The organism is Caballeronia sp. AZ1_KS37 (genome assembly GCF_023631165.1).
Taxonomy (GTDB): domain Bacteria; phylum Pseudomonadota; class Gammaproteobacteria; order Burkholderiales; family Burkholderiaceae; genus Caballeronia; species Caballeronia zhejiangensis.
In genome coordinates, this window is sequence record NZ_JALQDP010000001.1 from 1 (window position 1) to 19,677 (window position 19,677).

The following is a 19,677-nucleotide window of genomic DNA, read 5'->3' on the forward strand; positions in this document are numbered from 1 at the left end:
CGGCGGTGGGTTTAGCGACTACCTAGCGCGGCGGCTGTTGTTGTTTATTGGTGTCTTAAAACAACCCGGGGACGGCGGGGCGTCGACCGGAACCGGGGGGGGGGGGGGGGGGGGGGGCCCCCCCCCCCCCCCCGCGCCCGACGTCCAGATACCGCACCGGCAGGCCGCGATCGCCGAGCACGAGTTCGAGGCTGCCCAGATCTTCGAAATAGACGTGGCGAATCGCCAGGACTTCATGTTTCATCGGCGGCTTTCCGTAGGTCGAGCGCGTGTGGCCCGGAACGAAGTTGTGACGAGCCGCGCCTCGCGGTGAGGCGCGACGGGCACAGTCTAACCGACTCGCCGCGGCCCCACAGCGCCGGATGACGCCGAATGGCTTGTACGCCGTCCGCCCGGATCAGGCGACCTGGGCGAAGACCTTCCAGCTTTTCTTCTGCGTGGCGACGTCGGCTTCTTCGTATACCGAACAGTCGAGACGCAGATCGGTGTCCGCCATGTCGATCTGAAGAAGCGAGCAGTGATGCGGCGTCTTCTTGGGATTCTTGCTCGCTTCGAAGTGCGAGCAGGACAGACACATGCGGTGCGCCGGAATCTGCTGTTGCGATTCGAGCTGACGGATGGTCTTGAGCAGCGTGCGGTAGAACGCAACCTGCTCGTCCTCGCGCAGCGTGCCGACCGCCTTCGCGAGGAAGTCCGGCCATTGCAGCGCCTTCTTCGCGGCCGTGCGGCCACGCGCGGTCAGACGAACCGCGAGCGCGCGGCCATCGTCGAGCGCGCGGCGCTTTTCGACGAGACCCTTGCCTTCGAGCGTGCTCACCGCATCGCTCGTCGTGGCGGCGGTCAACGCCGTTTCACGCGCGATCTCGCCGAGGCGCATCGGCCCCTTGCGCTGCATCAGCAGAACGAGAATTTCACCCTGGGTCGGCGTCAGCCCCGCGCCTTCCGCCCATTCCCATGCCTGGCTGCGCATCGCGGTGCTCAGCCTCAGCAGGCCGTGGGTCACCCGCCCCGTCGCCTGCTCTCCGTAAACGCCTTCACTCATAGTCTTTCGCTTGTTGTTCCGCTTATGTGTTTGACGGCACGTTCGCGCCGACCGCCGCGAACACCTCGTCCGAAACGCCGTCCGCAGAAGAGTACTCCGAACCCCTTGCGAACTGCACTTCGTTCTCGGTCCCCGCCGTCTCAAAATTCAGGCGTGCCAAGCCAATTAGCGGTGCCTGATTGGGGACATTGCAACCCTCTTCGTTTTGCGCCTTCTTATGGTCCTGCTCGTGGCGCTGTTTTCCTGCCGACTATAACGCTACGCCAGCAAAGTCGCCATTCTAAGCGACCTAGAACAAACGTACACCTTAATTATCCACGCAGAACTGTGGATAACCCGTGGAAAAACGTCTTCTTTGTTTGTGGACGTATTCTTGATAACACTGCCGGCGCGTCGCACGCCCTTCGGTTGTCCAGAATTTCGTATCGCGACGAGCGCATGATCCACATGGTTATCATCGCGCTAGCACGTTGACTCTGAACCTCTTTTTGACGTTTTCCACAGCGACGCGCGGGGCTTGTTAACTACTATTACGGATGTATACGGATTCTTCGAAGTAAACCTTAGCGACGTCGAATCGGTTCTTTTTCAAACGTTGCCGTGAGCGCGTTATTCCCGTTGCTCGTCAAGCACATGTTTCATTCGGCTCAAAAACAAAGGCCGCTTCGGAATAGTTCGAAGCGGCCTTTCGTCATGATTCGCTGAATTGCATCAGCGTAAGCGTAAGCGCTGCGTTATCGACGCCATTGCAGACATTGCTGTCTGACTGCCTCGTGCAGCGACTTCTCCTTGTCGACCACGCCGCGCAGCCACGTCGCGTCGTTCACGCCGCGCGCGATGTCCGCGACTTCCGCCAGCGCGGCCTGCGAGCCGAGCGCTTCGGCGTGCGGCGCGAGCACGTCGAGCGTTGCCAGAATGTCCTCGCCGATGGTCTGCCGCTCGCCCGTCTGCGGATGGATGCAGGTGCCTTCCAGCCCGAAGCGGCACGCCTCGAAACGGTTGAACGTGTAGACCAGATAGTCGTCCTCCCGCGGCGTCAGCGGCTTGTCCAGCAGCAGATAGCGCGAGAGCGTCTGGATGTAGCAGGCGATCGCCGCGGCACGGTCGACGGACAACGGCGTGTCCATCACGCGCACTTCGATCGTGCCGAAGCCGGGCTTCGGCCGGATGTCCCAATAGAAGTCCTTCATGCTATTGACGACGCCCGTGTTGACCATCTTCGAGAAATATTCCTCGAAGCCGTCCCAGGTCAGCACGAAGGGCGCGCGTCCCGACAGCGGAAAAGCGAATACCGAGTTCAGACGCGCCGAGTGAAAGCCCGTATCGACGCCCTGAATGTAAGGCGACGACGCCGAAAGCGCGATGAAATGCGGGATGTAGCGCGACATCGCATGCAGCAGGAAGAGCGCGCTGTTCGGATCGGGACAGCCGATATGTACGTGCTGCCCGAACACCGTGAACTGTTTGGCAAGGTATCCGTACAGCTCGGAAATGTACTGAAAGCGCGGCGCGTCATAGATCTGGCGATCGCTCCATTGCTGGAACGCATGCGTGCCGCCGCCCGCAAGCCCGACGTTCAGCTGGTCCGCCGCGGCGACGAGCACGTCGCGGATCTTGCGCAGATCGGTCACGGCCTGCTCGTGCGTCGTGCAGATGCCGGTCGACAGCTCGATCATGCTTTCGGTGATTTCGGGCGTGATGTTGCCCGGAATCTTTTCGTCCTTGATGAGACGCATGAGGTCCGACGCGGCGCGCGTCAGATCGTAGTCATGCGTGTTGACGACCTGGATCTCCAGCTCGACGCCGAACGTGAACGGTTCGGAGTTGATGAAAGGTTCGAGTGCCATGGCGCCTCTTGAATGAACAATGCTTGAAGAGTACGGGCGCTTACTCGCGCCGCTCGCCCACCGCCGACAGGCTACGGTACACGACGAAAGGCGAGACGATCTGCAACACGACGATCGAGCACATGACGATCGCGCGCAACGTCGGGTCGTAGTCCGGATAGAGCACGTACATGTCGTCGACGAGCAGATACGCGAGCGCGGACATCGGCGTGAGCGCGACGCCGAGCGCCGCGCCCTGCTTCCAGTTGAGGCCGCTCGGTTTCGCGAAAATCAGCACGCCGACCAGCTTGCCGACGAAACGCGCAACGATCAGCCCGACCGCCGCAACGCCGCCGAGCGCGATGTCGCGCCAGTGAAACGATGTCAGCGTCAGCGCGAACAGGATCACGGTGAGCAGCCATCCGGCGGAACCGAAATGCGACGGCCACAGTTGCGGGCGTTCATCGGCGTTCTTCACGATGATGCCCGCGGCGAGCAGCGCGAGAATCGTCGACAGCTTGAAGATGTGCGCGATCGCGATCGCCAGCAGCACGAGCCCGAAGAGCGCGACGAACGAATGCTCGTCGTTCGCGGGCAGGCGCCGCACGAGCATGTTGCACGCGCGCGCGAGCAGGAACGCGAGCACGAGCGAACCGATCAGCAGATAAAGCGGCTGCAGGATCGTCGCAAACGCATTGCCGTAGATTTCCTGATGCAGCACGCCGGCCGCGAGCTTCTCGACGACCACCGCGTACATGCTGTTCAGCGCCGTCAGCGTCAGGAGGCGCTGCGTGACCTGGCCTTCCGCGCGCAATTCGGTCTTCAACTGGATGACCATCGCGGGCGACGTGGCCATCGCGATGGATGCGATCACGACCGAAGGCATCGTCGGCACGTTGAGGAGCGTCAGCGCGATCAGCACGAGGCCGAACGTGAGCGTCGATTCGGCGATGCTCGACAGAATCAGATACGGATTGCGGCGAATCCAGCGCAAGTCGAGCCGTCCGCCCAGTTCGAAGAGCAAGAGCCCGAGCGCGACATCGAGCAGCGGCCGCGACAGTCCGCCCGCGCTCGCGTCGATGACGCCGAGGCCCGCGTTGCCAGCAATCAGCCCGATCACAGCGAAACCCGTGATGCGCGGCAAGCGCCACGCGCGCCACAGCAACTCGCCGGCGAGGCCCGCCGTGACGAGCGCGAGGCCGGCCCAGAGAATCGCGTCGGGTTCGAGCGGCCAGGCGGGCAAAAATGAAAATGCCGAATTCATCGTATGGGATTCTCCTTCGGTGCTGCAGCAGAGCGTGCACGTTCCGTTGCGTGACTCGCATCGGCGGCGCGCGCTCGCGGACGAGGCGCATCCGCCCGGCTACGCGAGCGTTGGTTCATTCAGGCGAATCGAAATGCGAACGAACACGGCGTCACGGCGGAACCGTGCACGAATTAGACGACGCGTCCGGCTGACCACGAGACGCCTTGCATGCCCTCAATGTCGCACCGGACATCTCCGATCCGTGTGACATGAGTGGCGCATGCGGCGCCCGCTCGGATGCCGGGCCGAACGCAGCAAACGACGGTTGCGGCTTCGTTGATCAGATTCTTGGCTCGCAACCATCGTTCCATTGAAGCGGACGCCATCTTGGAGAGGGCGCAACGCAGGAAGAAGCGCGATTGTGCCATACCTCGCGTCGCCCGGCAGAAAGTCCAAGCTCATGATTCTTATGAAGTAAAAGCGACTGCCAGGCTCGACGCGAATGGCAAACCTGACCGGCTACCGGCTTGCCCGGCGACCGGACTTCCACGTTTACGGCCGGCCGATGAACTCGCCGTCAGGTGTTTACAGGTTTACTGTATATAAACGTAGTAGTGGTTAACAAAGCAACGCCTTTTCTGTGGATAACATGGGTTTTGTCTTTTCATTCAATCATTTGGAGAAAGCAGAAGCGGGCCGTAAACATGTTGGCGCCGCGCGGTGAACGCGGAACAACTTTTGGCCGCGTAAACCGGACGCCTCAGTTGTCCCGTTTACGTGCACAACGCGTTCACACGACTTTCACACGCAATTCGACGGCTTATCCACAACTTGCCGGGGATATCTCGCCGTGCCTCAACGCCTTCAGCAAAAAGCGGGCTGGATCGATGGCTTCGGCCAGTTCGCGCTCGATGGGCCAGGGTTCACCTTCGACGAGCGAAGCGATCAGCTCGGCCGCGAGCGTCGCCCAGACGAGTCCGCGCGAGCCGAACGCAAACGCGCCATAGAGACCCGGGATGCGCGGCAGATCGAGCGGCCACGCGCCCGACAGTTCACGCGCATCGCGGCGCGCGGCGTGTTCGTCGGCGAGCTGGCCGATCATCGGCATGCGGTCGCTCGTCACGCAGCGAAACGCGACGCGACCCGCGCGTACTGTGCCCGGCATCAGCGCGAGGTCCGGCAACATGCCCGCCACGCGCCCGATGTTCTCCCGATGTCCGGCCTCGCGGATCGCGCGATCGGGATCGTCGATGTCATACGTCGCGCCGACGAGCGTGCCACCCGCGCCGAGCGGCACCGCGTAGCCTTCGCCAATCACCGGCATGCGCAGAGGATCGAGCGCGCAGCTATCGAGCACGGTGAGTTGGCCGCGCACGCTGCGCGTCGGTTCGCCGTACAGGCCAGCGAGCCGCGCCGCATCGTGCGCGTTCGCAAGCACGATGACCGGCGCGCTCGCGATCTCACCGCCGCTCGCGTCGAGCGCGCGCCAGATGCGGCCATCGTGTTCGATGCGCGTCACTTCGGTATTCATGCGCGCCGTGATCCGCGCCGAAGCGTCATCGATTTGCGCCGCGCACACGGCCGCGGGCGAGATCGCACCGCCGCGTGGAAAGAACCAGCCGCCGCGCGCGACATCGACGCCCGCGATGCGCGATGCATCCGCGCGCGTCATAGCCTGCACGTAGTCGGATGGATACGCGAATCGCGCGATGGCGGCGGCGAGCGCATCGGCGTCGTCGGCCGTATCGGCGATCTGAAGCAGACCCGCGCCGCTGCGATGCAACTCGTGATTCGCGTCTTCCAGCGCGCGCCATCGGCGTAACGCGTAGAGAAATGCCGCGCGCGTGAGGCGTGCGGCGACGCTGTCGTCGCGCCAGACGATCGGATGAAACACGCCCGCCGGATTGCCCGATGCATCGCGCGCGGAGACCGCATGACGATCGATCAGCGTGATGTGCCAGCCGCGCGCGGCGAGCCGCGAACTCACCGCGCAGCCCGCGAGCCCCGCGCCGATGACGATGGCTTCGCGCGAGCTCGCGTCGCAACGCAGCGGCGGTTCATGACGACGCACACGCCAGCGCGGTGCGAAACACGCAACGAGCGGCGCATCCGTTGCGTCGGGCGAGCAGTCGAAACCCGACGATGCCAGCGCGCGCCGCAACGTCGGACGATGCGCCGGAGAGGCGTTCGCGCAAACCGTCGCGCCGTCGCCGGCAAAGCGCGCGAGCGTCTTGCACAGCTTGCGAGGATCGTCCGGCGCATCGAGATGAAACGCGTCGGCGCGCAGCCAGAGTTTCGCGAGCATCTCGTGGACGTCATCGCCGATGGCGAGCGTCAGCACGACGCGCCCATCATCGAACTCGAGGCGATGCACGCCCGGCACGCGCACCGGCCAGGCGCGCGCGAGTTCGGCGGCGAGCGGCGATGGATCGTCGGCCGAAGGCGGTTCGTTCAGCGCATTCGGCTGCGCGATAGCGACGACATGCAGCCGCTCGCAACGCGCTTCGTCGTCGCGCCAGCGTTGCCAGAGCGGAAGGAAGGCGCTGAACGTCGTATCGACGAAAGTGAAGATGCGTTCATGCCGCCAGCGCACGGGCAGATCGTGCGGCGCGAAAAGCAGGGATTCGGTCATGCGAAAGATTGGGAAACATCAAGCCGAAGATGACTTGGCGATGGCCGGCGCCATGCCGTTCGCGGCGTCTTCGATCATCAGCGGTTCGAGCGCGTAGCCCGCCGCGCGCCATGCTTCGAGGCCGCCGAGCAGCGGCGCGACATCGGTGAAGCCGTGCGCCGTCAGCTCTTTGGCGGCGAGCGCGGCCGATACTTCGCTCGGGCAATCGCAGTAGGTCACGAGCTTGCGATCGCGCGATATGCCGGCGAGTTGCGATGCGGCGTCGTCGTGCAAGAGCAGCGCGCCGGGAATCGCGAACGGATCCATCGCGCGACGTTCGCGTCGGCGCACGTCGATGACGAGCGGCGGCGGCTCGCTTTCTAGCAGCGTGCGGAGCATTGCTATATCGATGCGCGCCATGCGCAGCCTGCGCAACAGCGACACGCGCTGCCACCAGCGCACGGCGAGATAAAGCGCGAGCGCGATGACCGCGATCGCGATCACGCCGCCTCCGAACAGGTCGAGCCAGGCGAGCACGCTATCGACGAGATCGGCGAACATCGCGCCGAACGCGACGCCGATGCCGGACCACAAGAGCGCGCCGAGCGCGTCATAGAGAAGGAAGCTGCCGATGCCGATACCGGTCGCGCCCGCGACGGGAATAGCCAACGTCGACAAGCCGGGAATGAACTTCGAGACCGCGAGAATGCGTACGCCGAAGCGGCCGAAGAAGTCGAGGCTGCGGTTCACGCAGGTATCGCGCGAGATCGAAAGCTTGCACATGAAGGCGAGCACGCGGCTGCCGTAGCGGCGCCCGAGCCAAAACCAGAGCGCATCGCCGATGAGCGCCGCGATGCTGGCCGTGGCCACGATGGCCGCGAGCGCCTCCCACACCGCCGATGGAAAGCTCGTTGCAAGCCCCGAACCCGACGCCGAAGCGAAGCTCGCGGAGACCGCGATCGCTCCCGTCAAAACCAATGTGGGCAAGGCTGGGAGCGGCAAGCCGAGGCACTCGAGCAGAACGTTGGCAAAAACCAACGGCAGGCCGTATTCGATGATCAGCTCGCGTAGCATGGTTCGCGCCCTGGTGTTCTACGCCCAAAAAAGCGGCCGGGAGCCTCAAAAATATAAGGGTAAATCTTTGAAACCCTTATCCTGATTGGGTTTGCGCTGCGCTATCATACCAAGCGCCGCGTATAGAGGCGGCGCGAAGGCGACGAAGTGAAGCAATGCCGGTGAGATGCCGCGCAAGAACGCCGAATCGTCGGGGAGGCACGCCAGAAGGCCGTCCCTACTCGACTGCACGGTTTGCGCACGTATAATCGGCGCGTTCGCGCTGTTCGTGTCAACCTAAACTGATAAAGGAACCTTAATGAACAAACAGGAACTGATCGACGCCGTAGCCGCGCAGACCGGCGCCAGCAAGGCTCAAACCGGCGAAACGCTGGACACGTTGCTCGAAGTGATCAAGAAGGCTGTCTCGAAAGGTGACGCAGTGCAGTTGATCGGCTTCGGCAGCTTCGGCTCGGGAAAGCGCGCAGCGCGCACCGGCCGCAATCCGAAGACCGGCGAGTCCATCAAGATTCCGGCCGCGAAGACGGTCAAGTTTACGGCTGGCAAGGCATTCAAGGACGCAGTGAACAAGCGGTAAGCATCTTGCCGATTGTGCGGCTACTCGAAGTAGCCAGATGTACATGACCCGCCCTTCGGCGGGTTTTTTTTCGTCCGGCATCAATGCCGATGATCGTCGCAATCGCAGTCGGGACCGTGGTCGTGCTCATGATCGTGGTCCTCGACTTCCCACGCGGGGAACGGATCGGCGAAGCTTCGCCAGGCGTCGGGACCGCGCGCCCATTCGTCGTCGGTGAGCAGACATGCGTCGAAGCGGTCTTGCCAGACGGCAGGATCGAGATTCAATCCGATCAGCACCAGCTCCTGCCGGCGATCGCCGATGCTGTTGTCATCCGGATCGCCATACCATTCCGCGACGATTTCGGCTTCGAGCTCGGGATCGTCAGTCGGCCATTCGCTGCGATCCTGCGCGGCCCACCATAGTCCCGCCGGTCCATGCCGGACCGTTCCGCCCGCTTGCGACAGCGAGCCGCCTACATCGCTTCGCGTCGCGAGCCAGAAGAAGCCCTTCGCGCGCAGCACGTCGGGCCATTCCTGATGCAACAGATTCCACAGACGCTCGGGATGAAACGGCCGGCGCGCGCGATACACGAAATGGCCCACGCCGAACGCATCGGGTTCGTCGGCCGACGGATGTTCGCCGTTCAGGATCGCGAGCCAGCCGGGCGCGCTCGCGGTCGCATCGAAATCGAAACGGCCGGTGTTCAGCACGTCGCCGATGGGAACGTCGCCCGATTGTGCCCGGACCTGGAGCGCGCGCGGATTGAGACCATGCAGGATGCGCGCGACCTTTTCGATTTCATCCGCGCTGGCGAGATCGATCTTGTTGATGACGATGACATCGCAGAATTCGATCTGTTCGATGAGCGTCTCGACGACCGTCCGATCGTCTTCGTCGTCATGGCCTTCCGGCGACAGACCGCGCTCGGTGAGCGAATCCGCGGACGCGTAATCGCGCAGGAAACTCGCGGCATCGATCACGGTGACGAATGTGTCGAGATGCGCGTGGCCCGCGAGCGTCGCGTCGTCGTCGTCGCCGAACGCGAGATGCTCGGCGATGGTCATCGGCTCGGCGATGCCCGACGTTTCGACGACGATCGCATCGAAGCGCTGCTGCTCCGCGATCCAGCTGATCGCGCTTTCGAGCGCTTGCATCGACCGGCTGCCGAGTGTCAGAAGCAGGCAGCCGTTGGGCAGTTCGGTGGTTTCGCGATCGGCGCCGGAAGCGGCTTTGCTGCACGTCACGGCGCCGATGCGCACGCCTGCGGCGTTCGCGAGCAAGGCATCGACGAGCGTGGTCTTACCCGCGCCGGTGAGTCCCGATAGCACGGTAATGGGCAATGGCATCTGATTCATCGCAATGGAGCGTGACAGGGAACGGAGCGCACGAGCGCGAACCCGCGCTGCCGGTCGGGCGGCGCGGGCGATCGAATAGGGGATTTTGCATCAAATGCACGCCGTGCGCGGCGCACATGCGGAAAAGCGCGGGCGAAGGTCAGCGCGTAGCCTGAAGCAGCTTCCAGCGACGCAGGATCTCGATGATCTGCGCCGAGTACTTGTCGCGCAGCGCAGGTGTTTCGGAATGGTAAGCACCGACCGCCTGCCACGAATTGCCATACTTGTTCATCTTCTGACGCAGATGCCACGCGGCCACATAGACGCTCTTGCACGGCTCCATCAGCGTGCCGCTCGAGATGCCGTACTGGGCGAGCGTGTTGAGATGGATCGAGTTGATCTGCATCAGCCCGTAATCGGTCGAACCATTGGCGTTCTTGTTGATGGCGTCGGGCTTGTTGTGCGATTCCTGCCACGCGATCGCGCGCAGGATGAGCGGATTGACCTTCTGATACTTCGCCGCTTCGTCGAAGCAGTCTGCGTGCGCGGCCGCGGCCGCCATGAGCGGCCCGCATATCGCCAGTGATCGCAATATTCTCTTCATTTTCCTTCTGCTCCATCCGCACACGCGGAACGTCATGCCGCCGTTGCGGCGCCTTGGCGCCAACGCCAACAAATCAACGTCCGCGGCCGGGCGTGCATGGGGAAAACCCACCCTTTCTGTAACCGCCCGGAATGCGGAACCGACCGTATCATACCGGCTGACGAATCCGCCCAAAAGTTGGCTATCAGACATACGCCCGTTTCGCGCTCCGAAACCCGCATGCGCGCGAGGCGCACCGGCCTATTGATCGGACTTGTTCTAAATGTCTGAATAATAAGACTTCTGGACGTTGTACAATTCGGCTCCCGCGTACATCGGCCGAGTCTCGGAATCGTTCAGATACGGTCTATCGGCAAGTTATTCGAAAGCTTGAGAGCGCTGGATTTTGTATCGCACGTGGCAGCCTAGGGCAACGTGATCCGGAACGAATTGGCACAATTCCGTTACACAAAGCTGCTATCGTCATATTTTTTAAAATAACCGCGAGGGGTCGGGCCCGCCCGTTCCACACCGCGGTTGGCGGCGCTCTCGGCTGACGAGCGGGGCTGCCTCAGCCGGCTCCGAAGACCCGGCTCTGACATCAAACCCATGAGAAGACAACCTATGGCACTGCGTCGTCTGGCGACGGCAATGCTGGCGGCGGGACTTATCGTCGCCCAAGCCGCGCACGCGCAGGTGACGTTGAATTTCGTCAACGCGGATATCGACCAGGTCGCGAAAGCGATCGGCGCCGCTACCGGCAAAACGATCATCGTCGATCCCCGCGTCAAGGGGCAACTCAATCTGGTTTCGGAGAATTCGGTTCCCGAGGACCAAGCGCTGAAGACGCTCCAGTCGTCGCTGCGCATGCAGGGCTTCGCGCTCGTGCAGGATCACGGCGTCCTGAAGGTCGTGCCCGAAGCCGACGCCAAGCTGCAGGGCGTGCCCACGTATGTCGGCAATGCGCCGGCGGCGCGCGGCGATCAGGTGATCACGCAGGTCTTTCAGTTGCACAACGAATCGGCGAACAACCTTCTGCCGGTGCTGCGTCCGCTGATCTCGCCGAACAACACGATCGCGGCGTATCCGGCGAACAACACGCTCGTCGTCACCGATTACGCGGACAACGTGCGCCGCATCGCGGGCATCATCGCGGGCGTCGATACGGCGGCGGGCCGCTCCGTCGACATCGTCACGCTGAAGAACGCGAATGCGATCGACGTCGCCGAGCAGATGAACAAGCTGCTCGATCCCGGCGCGATCGGCAGCACGGACGCGACGCTGAAAGTCACCGTCACGCCCGATGCCCGCACCAACTCGCTGATGTTCCGCGCATCGAGCAGCTCGCGCCTCGCCGCGGCGAAGCAACTGGCGCAGAAGCTCGACGCGCCCACGACCCAGCCCGGCAACATGCACGTCGTGGCGCTGCGCAACGCCGACGCGACGCGTCTCGCCAAGACGCTGCGAGGCATGCTCGGCAAGGGCAACAACAGCTCGGACAACACGTCGAACACCAGCTCGAACACGTTCGGTCAGAGCGGCGGCGGTCTCGGCAATTCGTCGATGTCCACCGGAACGTCCGGCACGCCGCCGCTGCCGGGCGGACTCAGCGGCAGTTCGGGCAGCGGCAGCAATCCGATGTCGGGCGGCACCGGCAACAAGGACTCGAGTTTCTCGTCGAATAAGGACAACGATTCCGGCAACGACCAGGGCGGCGGCATGATCCAGGCCGATGCCGCGACGAATTCGCTGATCATCACCGCGGCGGATCCGGTTTATCGGAACCTGCGCACCGTGATCGACCAGCTCGACGCGCGCCGCGCGCAGGTGTACATCGAAGCGCTGATTGTCGAACTTTCCGCGACGAGCGGTTCGAATCTCGGCATTCAGTGGCAGGGCGCGCTGCTTTCCAACAGCGGCAACAACGCGCTCTACGGCAGCTCGAGCTTCGGCGCCGGTAATACGAACATCGTCGATCTGACCTTGCAGGGCAACGCGATCGCGCAGAATCCGTCGTCCCTCACGTCGACGTCCGGCCTGCTCGCGCAAGGCTTGAACATCGGCCTTTTGCACCGCTTCGGCAATCTCTTCGGTCTCGGCGGACTCTTGCAGGCGCTGTCGACATCGGCGGATGCGAACATCCTCTCGACGCCTAACCTCATCACGCTCGACAACGAGGAAGCGAAGATCGTCGTCGGCCAGAACGTGCCGGTCGTGACGGGTTCGTACGCGACGCCGACCGCCAACGCCGCCACGTCGGTCACGGCGTTCAACACGTTCGACCGCCGCGACGTCGGCGTGACCCTGCACGTCAAGCCGCAGATCACCGACGGCGGCGTGCTCAAGATGCAGATCTATCAGGAAGATTCGAGCGTCGATTCCACGACGAAGAACGATCCGGGCGGCGTGACGATCAACACGCGCTCGGTGCAGTCGACGATTCTCGCGGACGACGGCGAAATCGTCGTGCTCGGCGGTTTGATGCAGGATCAGTACAACAACAACAACAGCAAGATTCCGCTGCTCGGCGACATTCCGTTCATCGGCAGCCTGTTCCGCAGCGAAGGCAAGACGCGCACGAAGACCAACCTGATGGTGTTCCTGCGTCCGGTGATCGTGCGCGACCAGGCGACGGCCACGCAGATCGCCAACACGCGTTACGACTATCTGCGTCAGCAGCAATACGGCTCGACGACGGATAACCGCATCATCAAGGATCAGAACGTGCCGGTCATGCCGCCGAAACCGCTCGGTCCTTCCGAAGGCGGTGGACCGCCGGCCCAAAATCTGCTGGACTGGAGCGATACGACGCGCGGTCCCGGCCCGAGCACGACGCTGCCACAGAATCCGGATGCCGGCCCCGCGCCGCAACCGACGCAGACCGCGCCGCAATCGACGCTGCCGCCGCAAAGCACGTATCCGGCGCCGTCGAACGGCGCGACGAACGCGATTCCGGCCAATGGCGCGACCAACGCCATGCCGGGCAATGCCGCAACGGGAGTCCATCCGTGAGCACGGTCAACGATGCAGTCGAGAGCGCGAGCACCGCGGCGTCGCCGCTGGCCGCCCGGCTCGTGCCTTACGGCTTCGCGCGCAGCGGGCAGATTCTGCTCGCGCATCAGCACGCGGACAGCATCGAAGTCTGGATAAGCGAGCGCACGACCGACGCGGCGCTCGCGGAAGTCGCGCGTAATTTCGGCGCGCTGTCGATCATCCGCAAGCCCGCCGACGAGCTCGCCGCGGCAATCAACTCGGCCTACGCGCGCAACGACGGCAGCGCCGCGCAGGTCGTCGGCGAAGTGGAAGGCGAAGTCGATCTGTCGCGCCTGATGCAGGACATTCCGGAAGTCGAAGACTTGCTGGAATCGGAAGACGACGCGCCGATCATCCGCATGATCAACGCGCTGCTCACGCAGGCGGCGCGCGAACAGGCATCGGATATTCACATCGAGCCGTTCGAGAACGCGTCGGTCGTGCGCTTTCGCGTCGACGGCACGCTGCGCGACGTCGTGCGGCCGAAGAAGGCGCTGCACGGCGCGCTGATCTCGCGTATCAAGATCATGGCGCAGCTCGATATCGCCGAAAAACGTTTGCCGCAGGACGGGCGCATCACGTTGCGTGTCGGCGGCCGTCCGGTCGATGTGCGCGTGTCCACGCTGCCGACCGGCCACGGCGAGCGCGCGGTGCTGCGTCTCCTGGAAAAGGACGCGCAACGCCTGAATCTCGAAACGCTCGGCATGGCGCGCGACACGCTCGTCCAGTTCGACAAGCTGATCGGCCGCCCGCACGGCATCGTGCTCGTGACCGGCCCGACCGGCTCCGGCAAGACGACCACGCTGTACGCGTCGATGTCGCGCCTCGAGACGACGACCACCAACATCATGACGGTGGAAGATCCGATCGAATACGACCTGTCGGGCATCGGCCAGACGCAGGTGAACGAACGCATCGGCATGACGTTCGCGCGCGCGTTGCGGTCGATTTTGCGTCAGGATCCGGACATCATCATGATCGGTGAAATCCGCGATCTCGAGACCGCGCAGATCGCGGTGCAGGCTTCGCTCACCGGCCACCTCGTGCTCGCCACTTTGCACACGAACGATGCCGCTTCCGCCGTCACGCGTCTCACCGACATGGGCGTGGAGCCGTATCTGCTCGCGTCGTCGCTGCTCGGCGTTCTGGCGCAGCGGCTCGTGCGCCAGCTCTGTCCGGTGTGCAAGGAAGAGCGCGTCGAGGAAGACGGCACGAAGCATTACCATCCGGTCGGCTGCGACCGATGCGGCCAGTCGGGTTATGTCGGCCGTCGCGGTGTCTATGAGCTGCTGCTGATCGACGACGCGATCCGCCCGCTCATCCATCGCAATGCGGCCGATGCCGAGATTCTCGAGGCGGGCCGCAAGCAAGGCATGCGCACGCTGCGCGAGGACGGCGATCGCTGGCTCGCGGCCGGCGTGACGTCGCTGGAAGAAGTGTTGCGCGTGACGGGCGGAGAATAAGCAGATGCCGGCATTCCGTTTCGAGGCGATCGATCACGCGGGCAAGACGCAAAAAGGCGTGCTCGACGCCGACAGCGCCCGCGCCGCGCGCAGCCAGTTGCGCACGCAAGGGCTGACACCGCTCGTCGTCGAGGCGGCGGGCTCGCGCACGCGCGGCGAGCGCCAGCAGCGCCTGTCGCTCGGGCGGCGGCTGTCGCAGCGCGAACAGGCGATTCTCACGCGTCAGCTCGCGAGTCTTCTGATCGCGGGCTTGCCGCTCGGCGAGACGCTCGCGGTGCTGACCGAGCAATCCGAGCGCGATTACATCCGCGAACTGATGGCCGCGATCCGCGCCGAAGTGCTCGGCGGCCATTCGTTCGCCAACGCGCTCGCGCAGCATCCGAAGGACTTTCCGGAGATTTACCGCGCGCTCGTCGCGGCGGGCGAGCATACCGGCAAGCTCGGCCTCGTGCTGTCGCGTCTCGCGGACTACATCGAACAGCGTAATGCGCTGAAGCAGAAGATCATTCTGGCGTTCACGTATCCGGGCATCGTGACGATCATTGCGTTCGGCATCGTCACGTTCCTGCTGAGTTACGTCGTGCCGCAGGTCGTGAACGTGTTCGCGAGCACGAAGCAGGCGCTGCCCTTCCTGACCGTCATGATGATGGCGCTCTCCGCCTTCGTCCGAAGTTACTGGTGGGCCGTGCTGATCGGCGTCGTGATTTTCGCGTGGCTCGTGAAGACGATTCTCGCGCGGCCCGGGCCGCGCATGTCGTTCGACCGCTGGCTGCTGGGCGCGCCGCTCATCGGCAAGCTGGTGCGCGGCTACAACACCGTGCGCTTCGCCAGCACGCTCGCGATCCTCACCGCCGCCGGCGTGCCGATCCTGCGCGCGCTGCAGGCCGCGGGCGAAACGCTCAGCAACACGGCGATGCGCGAGAACGTCGACGACGCCATCGTGCGCGTGCGCGAAGGCTCGTCGCTGTCGCGCGCGCTCGGCAACACGAAGACGTTTCCGCCGGTGCTGGTTCACCTGATCCGCTCGGGCGAAGCGACCGGCGACGTCACCACGATGCTCGACCGCGCTTCCGAAGGCGAAGCGCGCGAACTCGAACGCCGCACGATGTTCCTCACGAGCCTGCTCGAACCGCTGCTTATCCTTGCGATGGGCGGCGTCGTGCTCGTGATCGTGCTCGCGGTGATGCTGCCGATCATCGAACTGAATAATCTGGTGCAGTGATGAACGCCCTTCAAACTCGCTTACTGACGCTCGCCGCGCTCGCGCTCTTTTGCGTGACGGTGACGTATTGGGTCGTCACGCTGACTTCGCGGCAAACCGCGCCGCTGCCCGCCGCGGCGGCGACGCGCCAGCCGTCGGTCGAGCAGGCTGCGACCATTTTCGGCGGACGGCTGGAGCGTCAGGCCAATTCGGACGTGCATCTGTTCGGCATTCTCGCGCTGCAGGGCGGCGCGGCGGCCATCGTGAGTTACGGCGGCGAGGCGGCGAAAGCCGTGTCGCTGGGCGGTCCGCTCACGCAAGGCGTGAAGCTTTCGGAAGTGCGCGCGCGCTCGATCATCATCGAGCGCAACGGCGTCAAGTCGGAGATTTTCCTGCCGCAGAATCCGCCCGGCCCGACGATCTGGGTGCGCTGAACGCGACGCGATGCCTCGCTTGCGGCCGAATCACGCGACGAAAGCGGATCGATAGAATGACCGGCGGCTTCGGCAAGGCGGAAAGCCGCGCGATTTTTGTAATCACCGGGCAAGACCCGGAAACAATATTTTCAATTCAAGAGGTAGCAGTCATGCAATTGTGGACCCAACGCCGCATGCGAATTCAACAAGCTCAGGCGCAAGGACGCCGCCAGCGCGGCTTCACGCTGATCGAAATCATGGTCGTGATCGCGATTCTCGGCATTCTCGCCGCGCTGATCGTGCCGAAGATCATGAGCCGCCCGGACGAGGCGCGCCGCGTCGCCGCGAAGCAGGACATCGGCACCATCATGCAGGCGATGAAGCTGTATCGCCTCGATAACGGCCGTTATCCGACGCAAGAGCAAGGCCTGCGCGCGCTGATCGAAAAGCCGACGACCGAGCCGGTGCCGAACAACTGGAAAGACGGCGGCTATCTCGAGCGCCTGCCGGCCGATCCGTGGGGCGGCCAGTATCAATATCTGAATCCGGGCGTGCACGGCGAAGTCGACGTGTTCAGCTACGGCGCGGACAACAAGGCCGGCGGCGAAGGCAACGATGCCGACGTCGGCTCCTGGCAGTAAATCGGCGGCTTGAATCGTGAACGGGCATTCGGCGGCGCGGCGTCAGGCAGGCTTCACGCTGCTCGAAATGCTCGTCGTGCTGGTGATCGCGGGCCTGCTCGTGTCGCTCGCGTCGCTGCAACTCACCCGCAACCCGCGCACCGATCTGAAGGAAGAAGCGCAGCGTCTCGCGCTGCTGTTCGAATCGGCGGGCGACGAAGCGCAGGTGCGCGCGCGGCCGATCGCGTGGCAGCCCATCGACGGCGGGTATCGCTTCGACATCCGCACCGAGGACGGCTGGCGTCCGTTGCGCGACGAACTCCTGCGTCAGCGGCGCTGGGAAGGCGGCGTGACCGGCGTATCCATCCAGTTCCTCGATTCGGACAAAACGGCGGGCCGGCTCGTGTTCGGCACGGAGGCCATCGACTCGCCCATGGAAATCACCTTGTTCTCGGCGGTAGGCCGCGTGACGATCGTCGGCAGCGGCAACGGCCGCTATCAGGTGCAGTGATGCGCCAGCGTCGTCATCAACGCGGCTTCACGATGATCGAAGTGCTCGTCGCGCTGGCGATCATCGCGGTGGCGCTCGCCGCCTCGGTGCGCGCGGTCGGCTCGCTCGCGACGGGCGAAGCGGAGCTTCATCGGCGGCTGCTCGCGGGCTGGAGCGCGGACAACGAACTCGCGCAGCTCAGGCTCTCGCATCAGTTTCCGGCGATCGGCTCGCGCACGTTCGACTGCTCGCAGGGCAATCTGAAACTCTCGTGCACGCAGCGCGTGAGCCAGACGCCCAATCCGATTTTCCGGCGCGTCGAGATGCTGGTCACGACGCCGGGCCGCTCCGGCTATCTGGCGCAAATGGTCACGGTGGTGGCGAATGAAACGAACCGCTCGCTCTGACCGCCGCGCCAGTCAGCGCGGTTTCACGCTGCTGGAAATGCTGATCGCCATCGCGATTCTCGCGGTGCTCGCGGTGCTGTCGTGGCGCGGGCTCGATTCGGTGATTCGCGGCCGTGCGACCATCGAGAACGCGATGCAGGACGAGCGCATCGTCGCGCAATTGTTCGACCAGATGCGTATCGACGCGCGCCAGGCCGCAACCGACGACGAAGCCGGCCAGCCCGCCGTGCAGATCGGCAATGGCTCGCTGCAGATCGTGCGCGGCGTCTTCGCGCCCGGTACGGCGCCGCGTCTGCAAGTGGTGCGCTACAGGCTGTCGAACGGGCGGATCGTGCGCTATGCATCGCCGCCGCTGTCGAATGTCGGCGAAGTGCGGCGCGCGTTGCAGTCGGGCGATTCGGGCGACGGCTGGACATCGATTCCGCTGATGGGCGGCGTGGCGTCGCTCGCGACGCGCGTCTACATTCCGGAAAAAGGCTGGACGACGCGCATGGGCGACGTGTTCGCGCAGATCAACCAGAACGACAACAACCTGAAAGTGCCGCAACTGGGCAACGCGCCGCTGGCGCGCGCCGTGTCGGGCGTTCAGGTCGCGGTCGGCGCGCGCACGCTGGCGACGCCGATCACGCGCGTCTTTCTGGTCGGAGAATGAACATGCGCGCTCCGAACCGGAAGAAGCAGCGCGGCGTCGCGATCATCAGCGCGCTGCTCGTCGTATCGCTCACGGCGATTCTCGTCTCGGGCATGCTGTGGCGTCAGCAGGTGCAGATTCGGCGCATCGAGAATCAGCGGCTGCTCGCGCAGGCGCAATGGATTTCGCGCAGCGCGCTCGACTGGACGCGTCTCATCCTGCGCTCGGAAGCCGATACTTCGCCGACGGTCACGTATCTCGGCGGCGTGTGGGGCGTGCCGATCGCGCGGACGAAGCTGTCGGATTTTCTCGGGCAGATCGGTGAAGTGCGCGCGCAGCAAGGCGCGTCGACGTATCTGTCCGGCTCGATCGAGGACGCGCAGGCGAAATTCAACCTGCGCAATCTGGTGTCGACGCCGACGCCCGGCGTGCTGACGATCAACGTCGCGCAGATTCAGGCGTTTCAGCGGCTGCTGACGATGCTCGGCATCAACGGTTCGCTCGCGAAGACGGTCGCGCTGCAGATGCGCGCCGGCCTCGCGCGCTCCGCAACGCGCTTCCAGACGCAAACGGGCAACAGCGCGACCACGGCGAGCGGCCAGAACAACGAATCGACGACGCTCGCGGCGATCGCGCAGGGCGGCGGCGCGGCCGGCGGCGGCAATTTCACCGACGATCCCGGCCTGAAGGACGCGGACAGCAACGCGCCGGTCGCGCCCTTGCAGATGATCACCGTCGATTCGCTGCTCGACGTGCCGGGTTTTTCCGCGGAAGCGGTCGCGAAGCTGAGGCCGTTCGTCACCGTGCTGCCGACGACGACCGCCGTGAACATGAACACCGCGCCCGCCGAAGTGATCGCCGCGCTGATCCCGGGCATGAATCTGTCGCAGGGACAAGCGTTCGTCGCGCGCCGCGAGACGGTGTTCTTTCACGACATCGGCAACGTGCAGCTCGCGCTGACCGGCGCGGGCGTCAAGACGGTCTCGATCGATTCGAACGAGATGGACGTCACGACGAAGTATTTCGTGATCCACGGGCGCGTCGAACACGAGCGCGCGCAACTGGAGCGCACGACGCTCGTGTATCGCGATCCGACGACGCATACGACGCGCATCGTCTACACGCGTGATTCGCTGTAGAA

Annotated in this window: 17 protein-coding genes and 1 pseudogene; 10 read left to right on the plus strand and 8 right to left on the minus strand. The window is 64.2% G+C overall.

The genetic code is table 11. The features are described 5' to 3' along the window. Nucleotides 1-136: 136 nt before the first annotated feature. From NCS00_RS00005 to NCS00_RS00030, 6 genes and pseudogenes are all read right to left on the minus strand, one after another. Nucleotides 137-244: pseudogene (locus NCS00_RS00005) on the minus strand (glutamine amidotransferase); the annotation flags it as partial. Nucleotides 245-397: 153 nt separating this feature from the next. Then, nucleotides 398-1,042 carry a MarR family winged helix-turn-helix transcriptional regulator gene (locus NCS00_RS00010; RefSeq protein WP_008352413.1) on the minus strand — a complete coding sequence of 215 codons (645 nt, stop codon included), beginning with the start codon at nt 1,040-1,042 and terminating at the stop codon, nt 398-400. 734 nt (nt 1,043-1,776) lie between these two features. Continuing rightward, the gene (locus NCS00_RS00015; protein ID WP_008352412.1) at nt 1,777-2,889 is read right to left on the minus strand and encodes a YbdK family carboxylate-amine ligase; all 1,113 of its coding nucleotides are present in this window, start codon (nt 2,887-2,889) and stop codon (nt 1,777-1,779) included. A gap of 40 nt (nt 2,890-2,929) precedes the next feature. Continuing rightward, nucleotides 2,930-4,132, minus strand: coding sequence for a cation:proton antiporter (locus NCS00_RS00020; RefSeq protein ID WP_008352411.1), 1,203 nt, complete (start codon nt 4,130-4,132; stop codon nt 2,930-2,932). A gap of 802 nt (nt 4,133-4,934) precedes the next feature. Continuing rightward, complete coding sequence (gene mnmC / locus NCS00_RS00025) at nt 4,935-6,746, minus strand: bifunctional tRNA (5-methylaminomethyl-2-thiouridine)(34)-methyltransferase MnmC2/FAD-dependent 5-carboxymethylaminomethyl-2-thiouridine(34) oxidoreductase MnmC1 (RefSeq protein ID WP_250438572.1); 1,812 nt, start codon at nt 6,744-6,746, stop codon at nt 4,935-4,937. Between the two features lie 18 nt (nt 6,747-6,764). After that, nucleotides 6,765-7,799 (minus strand): VTT domain-containing protein, encoded by a 1,035-nt coding sequence (locus NCS00_RS00030; protein WP_250438574.1) that lies wholly within the window; start codon nt 7,797-7,799, stop codon nt 6,765-6,767. 298 nt (nt 7,800-8,097) lie between these two features. On the opposite strand from NCS00_RS00030, the gene NCS00_RS00035 reads away from it, so the two are divergent. Next, nucleotides 8,098-8,376: an HU family DNA-binding protein gene (locus NCS00_RS00035; RefSeq protein ID WP_008352404.1), complete on the plus strand. Its 279-nt coding sequence runs from the start codon at nt 8,098-8,100 to the stop codon at nt 8,374-8,376. Between the two features lie 80 nt (nt 8,377-8,456). Here the strand turns inward: NCS00_RS00035 and NCS00_RS00040 are convergent, their stop codons facing one another. Together NCS00_RS00040 and NCS00_RS00045 are read right to left on the minus strand one after the other, a co-directional pair. Beyond that, a complete protein-coding gene (locus tag NCS00_RS00040) occupies nt 8,457-9,713 on the minus strand; it encodes a GTP-binding protein (RefSeq protein ID WP_250438577.1) in 1,257 nt (418 codons plus the stop codon). A gap of 139 nt (nt 9,714-9,852) precedes the next feature. Then, complete coding sequence (locus NCS00_RS00045) at nt 9,853-10,296, minus strand: lytic transglycosylase domain-containing protein (RefSeq protein ID WP_033536472.1); 444 nt, start codon at nt 10,294-10,296, stop codon at nt 9,853-9,855. Between the two features lie 603 nt (nt 10,297-10,899). On the opposite strand from NCS00_RS00045, the gene gspD reads away from it, so the two are divergent. The 9 genes from gspD (at nt 10,900) to gspK (ending at nt 19,675) form a co-directional block, all read left to right on the plus strand. After that, nucleotides 10,900-13,287, plus strand: coding sequence for a type II secretion system secretin GspD (gene gspD / locus NCS00_RS00050; protein ID WP_008352397.1), 2,388 nt, complete (start codon nt 10,900-10,902; stop codon nt 13,285-13,287). Next, nucleotides 13,284-14,771, plus strand: coding sequence for a type II secretion system ATPase GspE (gene gspE / locus NCS00_RS00055; protein WP_008352395.1), 1,488 nt, complete (start codon nt 13,284-13,286; stop codon nt 14,769-14,771). Before gspD ends, gspE begins: the two co-directional genes overlap by 4 nt. 4 nt (nt 14,772-14,775) lie before the next feature. Continuing rightward, nucleotides 14,776-15,993: a type II secretion system inner membrane protein GspF gene (gspF, locus tag NCS00_RS00060; RefSeq protein WP_008352392.1), complete on the plus strand. Its 1,218-nt coding sequence runs from the start codon at nt 14,776-14,778 to the stop codon at nt 15,991-15,993. Next, nucleotides 15,993-16,406 (plus strand): general secretion pathway protein GspC, encoded by a 414-nt coding sequence (locus NCS00_RS00065; protein WP_175979674.1) that lies wholly within the window; start codon nt 15,993-15,995, stop codon nt 16,404-16,406. Before gspF ends, NCS00_RS00065 begins: the two co-directional genes overlap by 1 nt. A gap of 152 nt (nt 16,407-16,558) precedes the next feature. Then, nucleotides 16,559-17,029 carry a type II secretion system major pseudopilin GspG gene (gene gspG / locus NCS00_RS00070; protein ID WP_008352390.1) on the plus strand — a complete coding sequence of 157 codons (471 nt, stop codon included), beginning with the start codon at nt 16,559-16,561 and terminating at the stop codon, nt 17,027-17,029. A gap of 16 nt (nt 17,030-17,045) precedes the next feature. After that, nucleotides 17,046-17,519 carry a GspH/FimT family pseudopilin gene (locus tag NCS00_RS00075; protein WP_008352389.1) on the plus strand — a complete coding sequence of 158 codons (474 nt, stop codon included), beginning with the start codon at nt 17,046-17,048 and terminating at the stop codon, nt 17,517-17,519. After that, nucleotides 17,519-17,905, plus strand: coding sequence for a type II secretion system minor pseudopilin GspI (gspI, locus tag NCS00_RS00080; protein ID WP_008352388.1), 387 nt, complete (start codon nt 17,519-17,521; stop codon nt 17,903-17,905). The genes NCS00_RS00075 and gspI overlap by 1 nt, the downstream gene beginning before the upstream one ends. Next, nucleotides 17,883-18,557 (plus strand): PulJ/GspJ family protein, encoded by a 675-nt coding sequence (locus NCS00_RS00085; RefSeq protein ID WP_075583517.1) that lies wholly within the window; start codon nt 17,883-17,885, stop codon nt 18,555-18,557. Before gspI ends, NCS00_RS00085 begins: the two co-directional genes overlap by 23 nt. Further along, nucleotides 18,554-19,675 carry a type II secretion system minor pseudopilin GspK gene (gene gspK / locus NCS00_RS00090; protein WP_250435367.1) on the plus strand — a complete coding sequence of 374 codons (1,122 nt, stop codon included), beginning with the start codon at nt 18,554-18,556 and terminating at the stop codon, nt 19,673-19,675. Before NCS00_RS00085 ends, gspK begins: the two co-directional genes overlap by 4 nt. The last annotated feature ends 2 nt before the right edge of the window (nt 19,676-19,677 follow it).